Source organism: Pseudomonas putida (genome assembly GCF_050990305.1).
GTDB classification, from domain to species: Bacteria; Pseudomonadota; Gammaproteobacteria; order Pseudomonadales; family Pseudomonadaceae; genus Aquipseudomonas; species Aquipseudomonas putida_AH.
The window spans coordinates 4,410,773-4,429,354 of record NZ_CP158817.1; the positions used below are offsets into that span (position 1 = coordinate 4,410,773).

The 18,582-nt window shown below is 60.0% G+C and carries 15 protein-coding genes; 5 read left to right on the forward strand and 10 right to left on the reverse strand.

Features of this window, described 5'->3' with window-relative positions; all coding sequences use genetic code 11:
* Window positions 1–160: 160 nt before the first annotated feature.
* Window positions 161–1,405 (forward strand): cytosine deaminase, encoded by a 1,245-nt coding sequence (gene codA / locus ABTV22_RS19845; protein ID WP_433736185.1) that lies wholly within the window; start codon window positions 161–163, stop codon window positions 1,403–1,405.
* 104 nt (window positions 1,406–1,509) lie between these two features.
* On the opposite strand, the gene ABTV22_RS19850 is transcribed toward codA, so the two are convergent.
* Entirely contained in the window at window positions 1,510–2,502 is a 993-nt protein-coding gene (locus ABTV22_RS19850; RefSeq protein ID WP_433736186.1) for a diaminopimelate epimerase, read from the reverse strand.
* 168 nt (window positions 2,503–2,670) lie between these two features.
* On the opposite strand from ABTV22_RS19850, the gene ABTV22_RS19855 reads away from it, so the two are divergent.
* On the forward strand, window positions 2,671–3,822 hold the full coding sequence (locus ABTV22_RS19855; RefSeq protein ID WP_433736187.1) for an MFS transporter: 1,152 nt from the start codon (window positions 2,671–2,673) through the stop codon (window positions 3,820–3,822).
* Between the two features lie 208 nt (window positions 3,823–4,030).
* On the opposite strand, the gene ABTV22_RS19860 is transcribed toward ABTV22_RS19855, so the two are convergent.
* The 4 genes from ABTV22_RS19860 to ABTV22_RS19875 all read right to left on the reverse strand — a co-directional run bounded on the left by ABTV22_RS19860 (window position 4,031) and on the right by ABTV22_RS19875 (window position 9,781).
* Window positions 4,031–6,457: a TonB-dependent siderophore receptor gene (locus ABTV22_RS19860; protein ID WP_433736188.1), complete on the reverse strand. Its 2,427-nt coding sequence runs from the start codon at window positions 6,455–6,457 to the stop codon at window positions 4,031–4,033.
* A 98-nt stretch (window positions 6,458–6,555) separates the two neighbouring features.
* Window positions 6,556–7,539 (reverse strand): FecR family protein, encoded by a 984-nt coding sequence (locus ABTV22_RS19865; protein ID WP_433736189.1) that lies wholly within the window; start codon window positions 7,537–7,539, stop codon window positions 6,556–6,558.
* Between the two features lie 145 nt (window positions 7,540–7,684).
* Window positions 7,685–8,185 carry a sigma-70 family RNA polymerase sigma factor gene (locus ABTV22_RS19870; RefSeq protein ID WP_433736190.1) on the reverse strand — a complete coding sequence of 167 codons (501 nt, stop codon included), beginning with the start codon at window positions 8,183–8,185 and terminating at the stop codon, window positions 7,685–7,687.
* 201 nt (window positions 8,186–8,386) lie between these two features.
* The gene (locus ABTV22_RS19875; RefSeq protein ID WP_433736191.1) at window positions 8,387–9,781 is read right to left on the reverse strand and encodes an MFS transporter; all 1,395 of its coding nucleotides are present in this window, start codon (window positions 9,779–9,781) and stop codon (window positions 8,387–8,389) included.
* 629 nt (window positions 9,782–10,410) lie between these two features.
* On the opposite strand from ABTV22_RS19875, the gene tynA reads away from it, so the two are divergent.
* Window positions 10,411–12,699, forward strand: a complete 2,289-nt coding sequence (gene tynA / locus ABTV22_RS19880; protein ID WP_433736192.1) for a primary-amine oxidase — start codon at window positions 10,411–10,413, stop codon at window positions 12,697–12,699.
* 232 nt (window positions 12,700–12,931) lie between these two features.
* Here tynA and ABTV22_RS19885 read toward each other — a convergent pair whose 3' ends face one another.
* The gene (locus tag ABTV22_RS19885) at window positions 12,932–13,240 is read right to left on the reverse strand and encodes a cupredoxin domain-containing protein (RefSeq protein ID WP_433736193.1); all 309 of its coding nucleotides are present in this window, start codon (window positions 13,238–13,240) and stop codon (window positions 12,932–12,934) included.
* A 14-nt stretch (window positions 13,241–13,254) separates the two neighbouring features.
* Window positions 13,255–14,223: a metallophosphoesterase family protein gene (locus tag ABTV22_RS19890; RefSeq protein ID WP_433736194.1), complete on the reverse strand. Its 969-nt coding sequence runs from the start codon at window positions 14,221–14,223 to the stop codon at window positions 13,255–13,257.
* Window positions 14,224–14,391: 168 nt separating this feature from the next.
* On the opposite strand from ABTV22_RS19890, the gene ABTV22_RS19895 reads away from it, so the two are divergent.
* Together ABTV22_RS19895 and ABTV22_RS19900 are read left to right on the forward strand one after the other, a co-directional pair.
* Window positions 14,392–14,904: a sigma-70 family RNA polymerase sigma factor gene (locus tag ABTV22_RS19895; RefSeq protein ID WP_433736195.1), complete on the forward strand. Its 513-nt coding sequence runs from the start codon at window positions 14,392–14,394 to the stop codon at window positions 14,902–14,904.
* A complete protein-coding gene (locus tag ABTV22_RS19900) occupies window positions 14,897–15,640 on the forward strand; it encodes an anti-sigma factor family protein (protein WP_433736196.1) in 744 nt (247 codons plus the stop codon). The genes ABTV22_RS19895 and ABTV22_RS19900 overlap by 8 nt, the downstream gene beginning before the upstream one ends.
* 191 nt (window positions 15,641–15,831) lie before the next feature.
* Here ABTV22_RS19900 and feaR read toward each other — a convergent pair whose 3' ends face one another.
* The 3 genes from feaR to paaY form a co-directional block, all read right to left on the reverse strand.
* Complete coding sequence (gene feaR / locus ABTV22_RS19905) at window positions 15,832–16,746, reverse strand: transcriptional regulator FeaR (protein ID WP_433736197.1); 915 nt, start codon at window positions 16,744–16,746, stop codon at window positions 15,832–15,834.
* An 85-nt stretch (window positions 16,747–16,831) separates the two neighbouring features.
* Window positions 16,832–17,755 carry a phenylacetic acid degradation operon negative regulatory protein PaaX gene (gene paaX / locus ABTV22_RS19910; RefSeq protein WP_433736198.1) on the reverse strand — a complete coding sequence of 308 codons (924 nt, stop codon included), beginning with the start codon at window positions 17,753–17,755 and terminating at the stop codon, window positions 16,832–16,834.
* A gap of 141 nt (window positions 17,756–17,896) precedes the next feature.
* Entirely contained in the window at window positions 17,897–18,496 is a 600-nt protein-coding gene (gene paaY, locus ABTV22_RS19915; RefSeq protein ID WP_433736199.1) for a phenylacetic acid degradation protein PaaY, read from the reverse strand.
* Between the last annotated feature and the right edge of the window lie 86 nt (window positions 18,497–18,582).

Below are 18,582 nucleotides of genomic sequence, written 5' to 3' on the forward strand. Positions count from 1 at the left end.
CCTGCTCGCGATGACGGCATCACATTCAACAATGTCTTTGGCTGACCCACCGCCATCGCGAGCAGGCTCGCTCCTACATTTGAATTACGTACTGGCAAGGACTACGGCGGCCAAGCTAACGTAGAGGTATCGCCTACACATTCTGAAAAGGACCCTCCCGATGCACATCATCAACGCCCGGTTGCGCAATCAGGAAGGCCTGCATGAGTTGTACCTGGAAAACGGCCTGATCAGCAGCATCGCCCGGCAGACCGAGGCTCCGACCCTGGGGCCCGATGACCTGGACGCCGGCGGCAACCTGGTGGTGCCGCCCTTTGTCGAGCCGCACATCCACCTCGACGCCACCCTGACCGCCGGTGAGCCGCGCTGGAACATGAGTGGCACGCTGTTCGAAGGCATCGAATGCTGGGGCGAGCGCAAGGTCACCATTACCCAGGAAGACACCAAAAACAGGGCGAAGAAAACCATTCAGAGCCTCGCCGCCCACGGCATCCAGCATGTGCGCACCCATGTCGACGTCACCGACCCGCAACTGACCGCCTTGAAGGCGATGCTCGAAGTGCGCGAGGAAAGCCGTCACCTGATCGACCTGCAAATTGTCGCCTTTCCCCAGGAAGGCATCGAGTCGTACCGCAACGGTCGGGACCTGATGGAGGAAGCGATCCACATGGGCGCCGATGTGGTCGGCGGCATTCCGCATTTCGAGTACACCCGCGATCAGGGCGTCAGCTCGGTGAAGTTTCTGATGGACCTGGCCGAGCGCACCGGTTGCCTGGTGGACGTGCATTGCGATGAAACCGACGACCCACATTCGCGCTTTCTCGAAGTGCTGGCCGAAGAGGCCCGCAGTCGAGACATGGGCTCACGGGTCACCGCCAGCCACACCACGGCCATGGGTTCTTACGACAACGCCTACTGCGCCAAACTGTTTCGCCTGCTCGGGCATTCGGGCATCAGTTTCGTCTCCTGCCCCACCGAAAGCATTCACCTGCAAGGGCGTTTCGATAACTTCCCGAAACGCCGGGGCGTGACCCGGGTCAACGAGTTGCTCGAAGCCGGCATGAACGTGTGTTTCGGCCAGGACTCGATCGTCGACCCCTGGTATCCGCTGGGTAACGGCAACATCCTGCGGGTCCTCGAGGCAGGCCTGCACATCTGCCACATGCTGGGTTACCGCAACCTGCAAAGCGCACTGAACCTGGTCACCGACAACAGTGCCAAGGCCCTGGCTTTGGGTGATCGCTATGGCCTCGAAGCGGGACGGCCGGCGAATTTGTTGATCCTCTCGGCGTCGAGCGATTACGAGGTGATTCGCAGCCAGGGCTTACCGCTGTATTCGGTTCGCGGCGGCAAAGTGCTGATGAAGCGGACGATGCCGGTGGTGGAGTTCAGTGGTCTGATCTGAAACGCGTATTGATTGGGCTGACGCCTTCGCGGGCAAGCCTCGCTCCTACGGGTGTCGCGTGACCTTTGTAGGAGCGAGGCTTGCCCGCGAAGGCAATCTTGAATTCACCCCACCCACCGCGCCGTACCAAACAGGCTCACCCGCCCCAATTCCCCCCGCTCTTCTTCCAGCAAAATCGGCGCCGTGCCACCCGGCATTTCCACCTTCACTTCCCCGGCACTCACCCAACCCACCCGCCACGCCGCACAGGCCACCGCCGTGGCGCTGGTGCCCGAAGAGGCCGTCGGCCCTTCGCCGCGCTCGAACACCCGCGCAATCACCCGTTGCGCGGACGCATGCATCGCCCATTGCAAGTTGATCCCCGCCGGACACGGCCGCCCGGCCCCCGCCGGCATGGCGTAAGCGATACGCGTCAGTCCTTCGCCTAGCACCGGTTCACGCATCTGTTCATTGCTCGGCAAATCATCCGCGCTATCCACCAACGTCACGCAATGCGGATTTCCCACCCGCACAAACTGACTGCGCGACCATGCTGCGTTGAGCGCCGCCAACGGCTGCACATGGCTGACTTCGCAACCGTTCATCACCACCGCTTCAACGCCAAAGGCACTGACCGCCGACGGCCCGAACCCGGGGCGGCCCAGGTCCAGCCAGAACCCGTTCACACCTTCGACCTGCGCCGTTTTCACCGATGTTTCCCCCGGTGAAATCACATCAGCCTTGTCGTGATGAACCCTGAGCACACAGGCCTCATCCCTCGGCAAAAGCCCCAGATCGCTGAGCGCCTGGGAGAAAATCGTCAGGCCGTTGCCGCTGCGCTCGGCCAGGGTGCCGTCGGTGTTGACGATCAACAGATCGAAGGGCGGCGACGCCTGGAACGGACCGACCAGCAAACCATCGCTGCGATGCTCCTTGCTGCCGGGCGGTTGCGTGCCGGGAGCCCAGGAACAACAGGCTTCGATGGCTGCCAACGACCATGCTTCGCGGTCTTGCGCGGCATCGTTGGCCTGATCGGGCAAGGCAATGCCCTCGCGGCGCAAGTCTTCTGGCGCCACAACTATGTAAATATTGCCCCGTGCATCGTACATCCGCGCCATGGCGCCCTCCCTGCTGGAATGATGGGTATGGCTCAACATATCGCGAAACACCTTCCGGCTGTGCAAGGATGTCAGCTTTCTGGAACGCAAAACCGCAAGGACAGTGATCGAACCCACGCCGGTGGATCACTGTCCCTTGGAGACGCGACGTTTTTGCCAAGGATCGATATGACCAACCTCAACACCCAGACCTCGTTCGTTCCTGGGCGCCTGGAACAGATGTCCACGCGCATCGCCTTTTTCATCGCCGGGTTCGGCATTGCCGCGTGGGCGCCGTTGGTGCCGTATGCCAAGGTCCGGGCCGGGCTGGATGAAGGCATGCTCGGCCTGTTGCTGTTGTGCCTGGGGGTGGGCTCGATCCTGGCGATGCCCATGGCCGGGCTGCTGGCCACGCGCTTCGGTTGTCGCAAGGTGGCGACCGGCGGGACCTTGCTGATTTGTCTCGCGTTGCCGCTACTGGCCACGGTGTCTTCGATCCCGGCGTTGATCGCCGCGTTGTTTGTGTTTGGTGCGGGCCTGGGGACGGTGGATTCGACGGTGAACCTGCAAGCGGTGATCGTTGAGCGAGCCAGCGGCAAAAACATGATGTCGGGTTTTCACGGCATGTTCAGCCTCGGTGGGATCGTCGGCGCAGCCGGTGTCAGTGGCATGCTCGGCCTTGGGCTTTCTCCGCTGGGGGCGATGGCGGTGGTGATCGTTCTGCTGCTGGTCGCACTGGCCAAAGCAGCGCCCCACTTGCTGCCTTATGGCAGTGAAAGTTCGGGACCGGCGTTCGCCGTGCCCCATGGCATCGTGCTGTTCATCGGCGGGATGTGCTTCATCGTGTTCCTCGCCGAAGGCGCAGCGCTGGATTGGAGCGCGGTGTTCCTGGCGCAGGAGCGTGGGATCGATAAGGCTTATGCCGGGTTGGGTTACGCGGCGTTTGCGCTGACCATGACCGTGGGTCGTTTGACTGGGGACTCGATCGTGCGGCGTCTTGGCGCGACGCGAGTGATTGTCTTCGGTGGGACCACGGCTGCGCTCGGACTGTTTCTGGCGACTTTCGCCCCGAGTTGGGAAGCGGCGCTGGTGGGCTATGCCCTGCTGGGCGCCGGTTGCTCGAACATCGTGCCGGTGCTGTACACCGCCGTGGGTAAGCAGACGGTCATGCCCGAAAGCATCGCCGTACCGGCCATTACCACGCTGGGTTATGCCGGCATTCTCGCCGGGCCGGCGGTGATCGGGTTTATCGCCCATGGCAGCAGTTTGAGTTTTGCCTTTGGGTTGATGGCGGTGTTGCTGCTGGCGGTCGCCATTGGCGGGAAGGTATTGAAAGTCTAAAACGTATCACCGTAGGAGCGAGGCTTGCCCGCGAAGGCGGTGTGTCAGGCCAGCTCCGATGTCGAACTTACTGGCCTCTTCGCGGGCAAGCCTCGCTCCTACAGAGTCACGTGCGGAACCCGTGCGGCGGTAGCCATTGCCGGGAAGGTGATGTACGCCATCCCGGATGTAGGAGCTGCCGCAGGCTGCGATCTTTTGATTTTAACGATCAGAACCCAACACTGGCCTGCACAAAGAACGTGCGCGGCGCGCCAACGTACATGCCCGAGTTGTTGTCGCTGGAGCGGGTGAAGTATTGCTTGTCGAAGATGTTTTTCACCCCGGCGCCGACTTTCAGGTTCGACACCTGTGGACCGAAGTCATAGCCGCCACGCACGTTCCAGGTGACGTAACCCGGAATGTCGCCGAACTGGCCATCGGCGGTGCCTTCGGTGATGTAGTTGTTGCTGAAGCTGCCGTCGGCGTTCACCGCTACACCCGGCGAGCGCTGCTTGGATTGGGCAAAGGCATCGACATTGTATGTCCAGCGCTCGATGTCATAACGCAGGCCGGCCGTGGCCACCTGACGCGAATAAAACGGCAGGTCGCGGCCCTTGAAGTCTGGGATCTCTCCTTCATACACCGCGCGGGTGTAGGTGTAGCCGGCATTGGCGGTCAGACCTTCCAGGCGTGGGTCCAGGGCCGCCATGTCGTAGTGCACCGACGTCTCGATGCCCCGGTGGGTGGTCGCGCCGAGGTTGGTCCAGCCCGCATCGTTGCTGATGTACTGCAACTCTTTATCGAAGTCGATGTAGAACAGCGTCACTTCACCGCCCCACACACCATCGTTGTAGCGCGTGCCGATCTCGTAGGTCTTGGCTTTTTCCGGCTCCAGGCCGTTGGCCGTTTCGTTACCCACGCCACCCTGGCCGAGCTGGAAATATTGCAGGGCGCCGAACGAGGTCTCGAAGTTGGCGAACAATTTCCAGGCTTCGGACATGTGGTACATGACGCTCAGCGCCGGCAGCGGCTCGTTGCTCTCGATGCTGCGACGTTTTTCCGGCACAGGCTTGCCGGCGGTGTCGAGCACCGGGCGATCATGCCATTCGGTCTGGATATGTTCGAAACGCACCCCCGGCGTAATGGTCCAGTTGCCGACATCGATCTTGTTGTCGATATACGCCGCATGGGCTTCAGTGCCACCGGTACGGTCCTGGTACACATGGCCGTCCGACGTCTTGGTCACCACCGGTTCGTTGCTGCTGTTGAGCCCCAGGCGACTGGCTTGCTCGTGCATGCCTTCTTTGAGGTAGCGATAACCGACACTGACTTCCTGGGTGGTCGGGCCGACGTCGAACACACGGGACACCCTGGGTTCGATACCGTAGGTGTAGTAGGTGCGCGGGAACGAGCCGAGGGTCTTCTGGTCGCGGGCGGCGATATTGCTGCCCCGGAAGCTGTCGGTGTAGTAAGTCAGCACTTCGGCCTGGGTGCGGTCGTCGAGCTGGCGGACCCACTTGAACGACACGTCCTTGCGGCGGCCGCTGAAGTTGTCGTTGTTGCGGTCGGACTGGAACGGGTCGGCATCGTATTGCGCCTGGGTCAAGCCACCGGGCATGTCGGCGCTGGCGTCGTAGTAGTGAAAATTCAGACTGAAATCGTCGACATCGGTGGGCGCCCAATGAGTCTTGAGGATCACGTCGTCGATGTCGTTGCCATTGTTGCGCTCACGGTAACCGTTTCCGTTCACGCCGGAATACAACAGCGCCACGCCCATGCCGTTGTCGGCGGTGCCGCCCATGAACGCAGTGTCGATGTGCTTCCAGCCACCGTGCTGGGACGTCTCGAGGGTGGTGCCGATTTCAGCCGAGGCTTTTTCCGGAATCGCACGGGTCACGAAGTTGATCACACCGCCCACGTTCTGTGGCCCGTAACGCACGGAGCCGGCGCCGCGCACCACGTCGATGCTGTCGAGGTTGCCGGAGGATATCGGTGCCATGGACAACTGCGGCTGGCCATAAGGCGCGAACGCCGCCGGTATGCCGTCTATCAACACGGTGGAGCGTGGCGACAGGCGCGAAGTCAGGCCGCGCACGCCGACGTTGAGGGAAATGTCGCTGCCGCCGGTGCCGTTGGCATCCTGCACCTGCACGCCCGGTACACGCTTCAACACATCACCGACGTTCATCGCGCCCTGCTCGATCATGGCTTCACGGCGAACCACCGTACGTGCGCCAGGGTGGTTCTGTACCAGCTCGGCATCGGCATCGTCGAGCCAGTTGCCGACCACCTTGATGTCGGTTGCGCCCAGCTCCAGCGGGCCGCCCGACGCCTGGTTCGGTGCCGGCATCAACGTGACCGAACCTTGATCGATCGAATATTGCAGACCGCTGCCCTGCAACAACTGACGCAATGCTTCTTCCGGCGAAAGGTTGCCGTCCACCGCTGGCGCTTGCTTGCCGGCCACCAAATCAGGGCTGAAAAACACCTGCAACGAGGTTTGCTGGCCCAGTTGAGTCAAGGCCTGACCCAAGGGTTGCGCCTGGATATGGATGGCGTCGGCGGCGAATGCCTGGGGCATCGCCACGTTGACCGCCAGCGCGAGCGCCAGCGGCAACCAAGGGAAGGTCGGGGTGAGAACGGTGGATTTTTTCACGTCGAACGTAGTCCTGTGGATCGCAAGAGTGTGCGTTTGTTAATGCAAACCAGTTGCAGTTGAACAGGAAGACGATGAACTCGAAAAAAACCTGAATTTTATTTTGAAATTATTTCCTGACTGCCGTCATCGAGGGTGCGAACAGCCACGGGAAGGATGTTTGGCAAGGCCTTGAGCAAGGCATCGGTGTTGTCGACATTGAACACACTGGTCAGGCGCAGATTGCCCAGCGCCGCGTTGCCGACCTTGAGCGGCTGCTGCCGATAACGGGAAACCTGCTCGGCGACATCCGCCAGCCTGGCGTTGTTGAACACCAGTTTGCCGTTGCGCCAGGCCGTCATTTCGGCGGGATTGACGGCGTAAGCCGCCGCAACCTTGCCCTGGGCATCGACATGAGTGCCCAACCCGGCGGTCAGGCTGATGAAATCATCGTCAGCCGCCGAGCGCCCCTGGACCCTGACCGTGCCCTGCTCCACCACAACCCGGGTATCGGCACTGCCCCGACGCACATCAAAACGGGTGCCCGTGACCGTGACCTTGCCGGTTCCGGTTTCAACGACAAACGGCCGGCTGGTGTCGTGCTGAACGCTGAACATCGCCTCGCCTTCGGTCAGCTCAATGCCACGTCGATCGTTTTCAAAATGCACCTGAATCCGGCTGCGACTGTCCAGATCGACCGTCGAACCATCGGGCAAGGCCACCTGGCGGCGTTCACCCAGGGCTGTGGAAAACTCCGCCGTATACGGCGAGGGATGATTCAAGCCACTGAACAGGCCCAACCCGAGCGCCACGGCCAGCACACTGGCGGCCACGGCGTAACGCAGGATCGGCCGACGTTTGCCGCGAGCCGGCGCTTCTTCGCACAGCGCCCGCAGACGTGCCGCCGGCACCAGGTCGGCGGCTTTCCATACGCCCTGGAGCACGTCGAATTCGTTTCGGTGTTGAGGGTGCTCGTCCAGCCAGGTTTCAAACTGGCGATACAGGTCGACATCCACGGCCGGCTCCTGCAAACGCACAAACCACCGCGCCGCTTCGTCGCGAACCGTTGTCTGCCCGCACGCACAATCACGAGTATCCATCATGGAAGTTCCTGTTTGGCCGGGGATGAAAAGGTAGAAAAGATCCGCCCCCTGCAGGAGCCTGCGATCTTTTGGTCGCGCCGAATTTGCCAAAGATCAAGATCAATAGATCGCAGCCTGCGGCAGCTCCTACACAGAGCACCGCGCATCATGATTGCGATCCTTCCAGGCGGTCGCGCAGATGCCGCAGCGCGCGGATCATATACTTTTCCACCATGTTCTTGGACAGACCCAGGCGTTCGGCGATTTCGGCCTGGGTCAGGCCTTCGATCTTCTGCCAGACAAACACCTTGCGGCAGTTGAGCGGAAGCTCGGTGAGCGCCCGTTCGATGGAATCGGCCAATTGGATCGCATGCATGTAATGCTCCGGGTCGCCGGACGACGACACACCTTCATCGATCGCCTCTGACTCCATGGCGCCCCGTCGATCCTCACGCCGATAACCATCGACCGCGATATTGCGCGCCGTCTGGTGCAAATACGCCCGAGGTTGCTGCACCGCCGCCGAATCGGACTCGAGCACCCGCACAAAGGTGTCGTGGGCCAGATCCTCGGCCTGGGAGCGATTTCTCAGGCGACGGGTCCAGGTGCCAACCAACTCTTCGTAATGCTCGAAAAAGCTGTGTCTGCGGGGCAACTTGAGGGTCATTGCGGCGTGCTGTGTGAACGGGGCGTGAATAGTAATGCTTCTTATTAAATCGAAGCAATCGTTTGCCGCCCCACGGCGAATCTGACTGTCAAAAACAGAACACCTGACAAACAAAAGGCCACTGATTACTCAGTGGCCTCGTTCATTCCGAAGGGTTACACATGTCCGGCTCCAACCTCGGCATGCCGTCGAACCCATCACTCACAAATCGGTGATTTCCTTATGGCGAGGCACCAACAGCTTCATCACACTCCACGCCACCAGATAGGCCACCGCGCAGATGGCGAACATGATCATGTAGCCAGTGCGGATTTCACCGACCGATTTGTAGTAGTCAAACACCCAACCACCGAGCTTGGTCAGCAGCACGCCGCCCAATCCGCCCGCCATGCCGCCGATGCCGACCACAGAAGCAACGGTCTTTTGCGGGAACATGTCCGATACGGTGGTGAAGATGTTGCATGACCAGGCCTGATGCGCCGATGCGCCTATACCAATCAGCAGGACCGGGACCCATACACTGATGTGACCCAATGGCTGCGCCAAGAGCACGAGCAGCGGGAACAAGGCAATCACCAACATGGCTTTCATACGGCCGTCATACGGTGCGTCGCCACGTGCCATGAAATAGCTCGGGAACCAGCCGCCGCCGATACTGCCCACCATGGTCATGCTGTACAACACGGCCAGTGGTACGACGATGGCCGCGCCTTTGAGGCCGTACTGCTCGGACAGGTAAGTCGGAAGCCAGAACAGAAAGAACCACCACACACCGTCGGTCATGAACTTGCCGAAGGCGAAGGCCCACGTCTGGCGGTATTTCAGCAGTTTGAACCACGATACTTTCTTGCCATCGTTCGTCGGTACCGCGCAGGCTGCGTCCAGATCGCTGCGGATGTGCGCCAGTTCACCTGCCGACAGGCGTTTCTGATTTTCCGGTTTTTCGTACACGGCAAGCCAGACGCCCATCCAGATGAAACCCAGCATGCCGATCACCATGAACGCAGCTTGCCAGCCCCACACGCCGGCGATCAGCGGTACGGAAATCGGTGCCAGGATCGCCCCGACGTTGGCGCCGGAGTTAAAGATACCGGTGGCAAAGGAGCGTTCCTTCTTCGGGAAGTACTCAGCGGTGACCTTGATGGCGGTCGGAAAGTTGGCCGACTCACCCACCGCCAGCACGGCGCGCGACAACATGAAACCAGCAATCGAGACTGGGATGACTGCAATGCCGAGCGCCCCGGATATGGCTGCGATGCCCTCGCCCATGGGCTCGGCAAAAGCGTGCATGACCGCGCCGGTCGACCAGATGCAGATCGCCACCACAAAAGCGGCCTTGGTGCCGATCTTGTCGACCACACGGCCTGCGAACAGCATGGAAATCGCGTAGGTGAACTGGAAGACAGCGGCGATGTTGGCGTAATCGGTATTGCTCCAGCCAAATTGCCTCGACAGGTCCGGCGCTAACAGGCTGAGTACCTGACGGTCCAGGTAATTGACCGTGGTCGCAAAGAACAACAGCGCACAAATGGTCCATCGAAATTTGCCGACAGTCTGGCCGACGCGTTGCGCGATAAGGGGCTCATTCAGGTTCATGGCATCACTTTAATTGTAGGTTTGTAGTGATGATCTCTCGGGGCAAACGAGATCAGACAACAGGCTGCGAATCAGACGACTGATCGCTCTGTCAGCGGTTTCTCACGCGGGCTGTCTGCGTACTGCCACTTGTAGCGGATGCACTGGGATAGACGGAGAAGCCGTCATTTTCGATGTTTGAAAGGGGGAGTTTCGCGGGCGAGAGGGAGACGATTGGATTCATGGTGGTGTTGCCGCTCTTTTTATTTTTAGGAAACGCGCTACCGTCATACGTCATCGTACGACTTGTGAAATTTATAGTCATCCCATAGGGCACTGTCAACAAAAACCCTTTAGACCCGAACGGCTTAATAGCTCGAAAAAATCGAAATATTTTTGAATAAGCCAAGTAAACAAACGCTCTAAACCCAGCGTTAAGAGCCTCGCTCACTCCAATGGCGTGGCTGAACGTGGACGATGATGCCCCTCTTTGTTGTACGACAACATCAAGAATTATCTTCAGTGGCCGCCCCACCCCGTTCAATCAGGCATGGATCCAAGGGACTTTGGCAGGAATGCCAATGCAGCTATTCTCCATCTGTAGCAAAGTGCTGGCATGCCTGATATCGGTTATTCCGAAGGAACCCAGAATGTTCACCTCCCTGAAATCAATTAATAGACATCCATTGGCCCGGCTCGCCCTGGCGATCACCCTGGGCACCCTCGGCCTGCCTTACTGGGCAGGCAATGCCCAGGCCCACGGCGGTCACGCCGAGATGGTGCCGCTGCAAGCAGGCCTTGAAGAGTTTGGCGCCACGGTCAAATGGGACGACTACACCGACGTCTTCACCATTGCCAAGGACGGGGTGTACCTCAAGGTCAAACCGAACAGCAAAGTGGCCATGCTCAACGGCAAACCCATCGAGCTGACGGTACCGGTGGTGTTCAAGGACAAGACCGCCTTCATGTCCAAGGACTTCATCAATCAGGTGTTCCAATCCGGCCTGGACACCACCTTCGTGGTGGAGACCCGCCCTAACCCGCTCAACCCCTTGAGCGCGGACGAAATCACCACGGCGGTGGACATCGTCAAGAAATCGGAAAACTACAAACCGGGTTTCCGCTTCACCGAAGTCACGGTCAAAGCGCCGCCGAAGGACCAGATGTGGAACTTCGTCTTTACCGGGCAAAACGTCACCCAGCCGCGTGAAGCCTCCATCGTGGTGCTGGACGGCAAGCACGTGATCGAAGCGCTGGTGGACCTGGACAGCAAGCAACTCAAATCCTGGAAACCCATTGAAGGTGCCCACGGCATGGTGTTGCTGGACGACTTCGCCACCGTGCAGAACGCGGTCGAAACCAGCCCGGAATACGCCCAGGCCCTGGCCAAGCGTGGCATCAACGATGTGAAGAAGGTGGTGGCCACGCCGTTGACCGTCGGCTACTTCGACGGCAAGGACGGCCTGGCCCAGGACAAGCGCCTGCTGAAGATCGTCAGCTATCAGGATGTTGGCGATGGCAACTATTGGGCGCACCCGATCGAAGGTCTGGTGGCGATTGTCGATCTGGAACAGAAGAAACTGATCAAGATCGAAGACGAGGCGCTGATTCCCGTACCGATGAAACCGACGCCCTATGACGGACGCGGGCGCAAGGGCGTGGCGGTCAAGCCGCTGGAAATCACCGAGCCCGAGGGCAAGAACTACACCATCAGCGGCAACAGCATTCACTGGCAGAACTGGGACTTCCACGTACGCCTCGATTCGCGGGTCGGGCCGATCCTGTCCACCGTCACCTACGACGACAAAGGCAAGAAACGCAAGATCATGTACGAGGGTTCGCTCGGCGGCATGATCGTGCCTTACGGCGACCCGGATGTCGGCTGGTACTTCAAGGCTTACCTGGATTCTGGTGACTACGGCATGGGCACCCTGACCTCACCGATCGCCCGTGGCAAAGACGCCCCGGAAAACGCCGTGCTGCTGGACGCGACCATCGCCGACTACACCGGCGCGCCAACCAAAATTCCCCACGCCATGGCGGTGTTCGAGCGCTATGCCGGCCCCGAATACAAGCACCAGGAAATGGGCCAGCCCAACCTCAGTATCGAGCGCCGTGAGCTGGTGGTGCGCTGGATCAGCACCGTCGGCAACTACGACTACATTGTCGACTGGGTCTTCCAGCAGAACGGCACTATCGGCATCGACGCCGGCGCCACCGGCATTGAAGCGGTCAAGGGCGTGAAGTCCAAGACCATGCACGAGGAAACCGCCAAGGAAGACACGCGCTACGGCACCCTGCTCGACCACAACATCGTCGGTACCACGCACCAGCACATCTACAACTTCCGCCTGGACATGGACGTGGACGGCGAGAGCAATTCGCTGGTGGAAGTGAACCCGGTGGTGCTGCCCAACGACCGTGGCGGCCCACGTACCAGCACCATGCAGACCGAAACCAAGGTGGTCAGCACCGAACAGCAAGCGGCGCAGAAATTCGACCCCTCGACCGTGCGTCTGCTGACCAACTTCAGCAAGGAAAACAAGGTCGGCAACCCGGTGTCCTACCAGCTGATTCCGTATGCCGGCGGCACACACCCGGTGGCCAAGGGCGCCAACTTCGGCAAGGACGAATGGCTGTACCACCGCCTGAGTTTCATGGACAAACAACTCTGGGTGACCCAGTACAACCCTGAAGAGAAGTACCCGGAAGGCAAATACCCGAACCGCTCGGACAAAGACTCGGGCCTGGGTCAGTTCACCCAGGACAACCAATCCATCGAAAACACCGACGATGTGGTCTGGCTGACCACCGGCACCACCCACATCGCCCGTGCCGAAGAGTGGCCGATCATGCCGACCGAGTGGGTGCATGTGCTGCTCAAGCCGTGGAACTTCTTCGATGAAACCCCGACCCTGAACCTCAACGCACCGAAATAACCAGGCAACACGCAAACCTGTAGGAGCAAAGCTTGCTCGCGATAGCGTCGTGTCAGTCAACAGCAGTGCAGCTGACACACCATCGCGAGCAAGCTTTGCTCCTACAGGGTATGAGTTTGGGCACAAAAACTGTGGGAGCGAGCCTGCTCGCGAAGGCGTCGTGTCAGTCAACATTTATTGTGAATGACACACCGCTTTCGCGAGCAGGCTCGCTCCCACAGGGGTCGGCAGGTCATTGGGTAACCACAATCTTCCCGATCATCTGCGGATGCAGCGCACAAAAATACTCATACTCCCCCGGCGTGTTGAACACCCAGGAATAACTGTCCCCAGTATCCAGCGCCCCCGAGCGAAACACCTTGTGCGTCTCCGCCACCGTGTGCGGGATTTCGTCGTCGTTTACCCAGGTCACTTTGGTTCCTACGGGCACCGTCATGTCCTTGGGACCGTACATGAACGCCTTGATATCGACCTTCACATCCTGAGCCCACACCGGCATCGACAGCATCAGGCAGGCAACCGCCAGTAATCGCGTTTTCATACCCGTCCCCTCCCCTAAACCAGCGTCGAATCAATCAGCGCCAGCGGATGTTCACCCTGGGTCGCCCGCACATCAGTGACGCCCAAATAATTGCGCAATTGATCCGCCGCCACCGTCATCGGCCCCGGCGACGGCGCCGTGCCGGGTGCCGGCTGTGGATACGCCGTGCCGCGCGCCGTGTGGAAGGTGATATTGCCTTCGACTTTCTGGATGACCTGGTGGATATGCCCGTTCAACACCGTCACCGAACCGTATTTGCGCAGCAAGGCAATCGCCTGATCGCCATCCTCAGTGCCCCAGCCCCACGGCTGGTAAATCGTCCACAGCGGAATGTGGGTAAACACCACGATTGGCGTGCTGCTGCTCACCACGCGCAAGTCGTCGGCCAGCCAGGCCAATTGCTCGGCGCCAAGGTTCGCTTCATGGCCTGCCTGGAAATTGAAGACGTTCACCAAAGCAATGAAGTGCACGCCATGGTCATCGAAGCTGTACCAGCCGTTGCCTTTGGTGCCCTTGCCGTAACGCTCCAGATAGAGCTTGCCGCCGCCCTCGTCCAGGGTGTCGTGCTCGCCGGGCACGTAGTGCACGGTGGCCGGCAGGCCCTTGAGCAGTTGTGCGGCGGTGTCGAACTCTTCGGCCTTGGACAGGTGGGTGATGTCACCGGTGTGCAGGATCAGCGAAGGGCGTTTGGGCAACGCGATGACCTTGTCGATGGCCACCTGCAAGGTCTTCACCGGCTCCGGGTTGGCCTCTTTGTTGAAGCCGATGTGCGAATCGCTGATCTGCACGAAATGGAAGGTGCTGGCGAGCGCTTTCGGGTCGGTGACATTGCCCGAGTCATCCAGGGCGAACGCCCGGGGAATGCCACCAGACAGCGCCCAGATCACGCCCGCCCCTGCCCACGCCGAACATTTCAAGAGCGTTCGACGGTCCGGGTTCAAGGGGCCGTCAACGCGTCGTTGGTGTTTTGAATGCATGTCCATCGGTATTTCCTCGCAGGCGAACTACATTAATGCAGCAGTAGTGATGCAACTGACACGAGGTAAAACCTTGTGGGACGGGTCTTTATTCCCGGTCGAAAAAAACATTTTTTCTAGGGAATAAATCCCGGCGTGGCGCAGTTATAGGGGTGGGAAAGTGCGGGAACCACTATGAAGCCATTTGAGGAACTGTTTGCGCCCCACCTGGACGCGGCCTACAACCTTGCGCGCTGGCTCACGGGCAACGACAGCGCCGCACACGATGTCGTGCAGGAAAGCGCCCTGCGCGCCTTCCGCTTTTCGCAGCGCTTCGTCGGCGGCAATGCCAAGGCTTGGTTTCTGACCATCGTGCGCAACGAAAGCTACACCTGGCTCAAGGCCTCGGCCGGCCATCATTGGGTCACCCTGGACGACAATTTTTCCGAAGGCGAAGAGACGCCGAGCCACAGTCAGACCCCGGAACTGTTGGCCATTCACACCGAAAATGCGGCGCTGATCCAGCAGGCGTTGTGCGCCCTGCCGCCGGGGTTTCGCGAGGTAATCGTTCTGAAGGAGCTCGAAGAAATGCCCTACAAGGACATCGCTCTGGTGGTCGACATCCCCATTGGTACGGTCATGTCGAGGCTGGCCAGAGCCCGCGCCATGCTCAAGCTCGAACTACTGAAGTTGCACGATCATGAATGAACTCGACTGCACGGTTTGCCAGACGCTGATACATGGCTATCTGGACAAGGAACTTGATCCGGCGACCATGGCGAATGTAGCCGGGCATATGGCCGCGTGTGCCGAATGCGCGCGCCTGCATGATCAGGCGAAGCTGTTGGTGGCGGGCGTGAAGCAGAGCGCGGTGTATTACCGGGCGCCGGCGTCGCTGGCCGCCAGCGTATTCCCCGCCGAGCCCGCAAAACCCCGCTTCATCGAGCGTTGGCGAAGCTGGTTCGCACCGGCGTTTTCAACGGCGGCGATGGCTTTGGCGGTGATGCTCTATGTGGCGACGCCCGCCAGCGAACAACCGCTGATGGACGAGGCCGTCTCCAGCCACGTTCGCTCATTGATGGGCGAGCATTTGAACGACGTGGTGTCGTCCGACCGCCACACCGTGAAGCCTTGGTTCACCGGCAAGCTCGACTTCTCGCCGCCGGTGTTCGATTACACCGCGCAAGGCTTTCCACTATTGGGCGGACGCCTGGATTATCTGCAACACCAGACAACGGCAGCCCTGAGTTACGGGCGCAACAAGCACATCATCAACGTGTTCATCCTGCCCACGCCCGAGGCCGACAAACCACAGCAAAACCAATCGATTCGCGGCTTCAATGTCGTGTCCTGGCAACAGAACCACATGCGCTATGTGCTGGTTTCCGATGTGGAGAAAGGTGAGCTGGAGGCGCTGAGCCAGTTGCTCAAGAACGGTGCCTGATCTTTTCGGTACGCCTCCCAAACCCTGTGGGAGCTGGCTTGCCAGCGATAGCGGTATGTCAGGCGATATTGATGTCGACTGACACTACGCATTCCTCTGTAGGAGCTGTCGAGTGGAACGAGGCTGCGATCTTTTGATTTTTCAAAGCAAGATCAAAAGATCGCAGCCTTCGGCAGCTCCTACAAAAGGACTTACGCATGCTGCTTGCGATACTCCCCCGGCGCAATGCCGAAGCGCGATTTGAAGGCGGTGGAGAAATGGCTCGAATCGGAGAAGCCCCACGAATACCCCAACACCGACAACTTCTGCTCCTTGCCCGACTGGCGCAGGGACTCGGCGCACAGGTCCAGGCGGCGGTTCTTGATGTAGCGCGCCACCACCAGGCCTTTCTTGGCGAACATCCGGTACAGGCCACGAGTGGATATGCCGACTTCCCGCGCCAGCCATTCCGGGCACAGTTCTTCGGAGCGGATGTGCTGGTCGATGAAGCTCAGGGTCTTGCGGAAAGTGCGCTCATGCAGGTCGATGCAGTCGTCGGTCTGGCTGATCGCCGGGCGTAGCAGGCTGACAATCGCCTCCAACGTGGCTTCGCTTTCCTGGCGGCTCAATTCAGGCTGACGCGTGGCATCGAGGATCAAACGGTGCGAGAGCATGGCGATGGGCGATGTCGCGACGATCCGGTGGCCGCACTTGACCTGGTTGAAGCGCAGGGTCTGCTCCACCAGTTGCGACGGCAGGATCAGCGACAACTGCCGGGAGTTTTCGCTGTAGGTGAAATCGCTGGGCCGCGCGGCATCGATCAGCGTGATGTCACCGGCAGACAGCAATACCTTGTCGTCGCCTTGGGCCATGCCCGCGGTGCCATCGAGCTGGAACACCGCGAAGTACTTGCCGCCCTCGGCCGCCGCGACTTGCTGTGGCGTGCGGTACAACCGCGCCTGGCAGGCATCGACGAAGCTCAGCTTGAGGGCATCGCTGCGGTATTCCCGGATCTGCCCGGTAAACCCGGCGCCCAGGGGTTGAGCATTGAAGGCGCCACAGATCTGGTTGATCTGATGGATCCATTGATCGAACCCATCCTGGCGCTGTGCGTTTATAGAAATCATGGCAGGCCTCTCGCAGGCTTATTTTTATTGTCTACGTCAAATTACGGGTTCTCCTGAACAGCGACACTCCCTGGACGACAACGGGTTATTTCAACCCGCCGAACCGTCGATAAAAACTCTCGCCCACGTCCGGCAACGGGCCGTCGGCGGTTTCCAGAGCACTGTTCAGCCATTCCTCGGCCTTGGCGTAAATCAGGCGGTAAATGTTGCGGCACAGCTGCCGGGCCGCGCGCCCTTCCCAATCGCCGGGCAACAACTCGTCCGGCAATTGCGGATCGCGCAGCAGCAGCTTGCGGTACTCGTGAATCAGCAAGATCCGCGCCAGGAAGCAATCGGCCGGCTGCAGGTTTTCCTGCTCGCGAAGCGCTTGCCAGAGCGGTCGGAACAGTTGAATGAACTCGCTGTAGTGAGTCGCCAGTTCTTCGATGTTCCAGCTCTCGCGCACTTGCAGGCGCAGGGCCTTGGAGGCCAACACGTCCTGGGCGGTGGTTTCAAAGACGATGGTGTCTTCCTGGGCGCCAAGGTCGATCAGGGTGGCGTTGACGTCGGTGCGGTCGCTGCGTGGGCAAGCCAGCACCACCGGCGAAATCGCACCAAAACCTTGCCACTCCAGTTCTTCGCGCACTTGTTTGCGTTTGTCCTGGGTCAACTGCGACAGCATCGCCAGGCACCAGGAACCATCCCAGGCCGGCATGCTGGTGCTGTAGACCCGCTTGAATGCCTTGTCGAATCGACGGCGGCCGGTGCCGGTCAGGCTGTAGTAGCTGCGACGGCCGACTTTCTCGGCGGTCAGCCAACCTTCCTTGGTCAGGCGGAAAATCGAGGTGCGGATCAAGCGCTCATTGATGCCAATGGGTTCGAGCAACTGAATCAGGCTGCCTAACCAGACCGTCCCGCCATGGGGCTCGATGGCATCACCGTACAGCGTGATGATCAGGGAGCTGGCGCGAATTGGCGTCTGCTCCTGGAAACGGGTAATCAGATGGTTCAAAGGTGTCAGGGACGACATGGGCGTACCGGGCTGGAAAAAAGAAAAGGAATATACCGAAAGAGCGCACCCACCTGTAGGAGCAAAGCTTGCTCGCGATAGCGTCGTGTCAGTCGACAACAATGTTTAATGACACACCGCCATCGCGAGCAAGCTTTGCTCCTACAGGGGACCGGCGCCCTTGGGCCGCAGCCCACGGTCACTCATCCGCGGCCGATCCGCTTCCGGCGCAGGTAACGGTTCGCACTCTTGCATCTGCGTGAGGCACCGCTTGGCCAGCTCCTGATACTCACGGGTCCCCGCCTGCTTCCACGCCACTTCCTGATCGCTGAGGGTGCGCTTGACGACGGCCGGTGCGCCCATCACCAGCGACTGTTCAGGGCATTCAAAACCGGCCTTGACGAACGCTGCTGCCGACACAAAGGAGCGCGCACCAATACGCGCGTTGTCCATCACCACCGCATTCATACCCACCAGGGCGTCGGCACCGATCCGGCAACCGTGCAGTACCGCGCCATGACCGATATGGCCATTACGCTCAACCACCGTGTCACTGTCGGGGAAGCCGTGCATCACGCAGGTGTCCTGCAGGTTGGCCCCCTCCTCCAGCACGATCCGCCCGAAATCACCGCGCAGGCTCGCCAACGGCCCGATATAGCAATGCGGGCCAATGATCACGTCACCAATCAATACCGCTGACGGGTGCACATAAGCACTGGGGTCGACCACCGGGGTCAGGCCATTGAGGCTGTAGCAGGTCATTGGCGGGTTCCTTCACAAAGCGATGCAGAATTTGACTTATTTTGTATCACATCGCTTTTGCCAGCACAAAGACAAAAAATCGTATC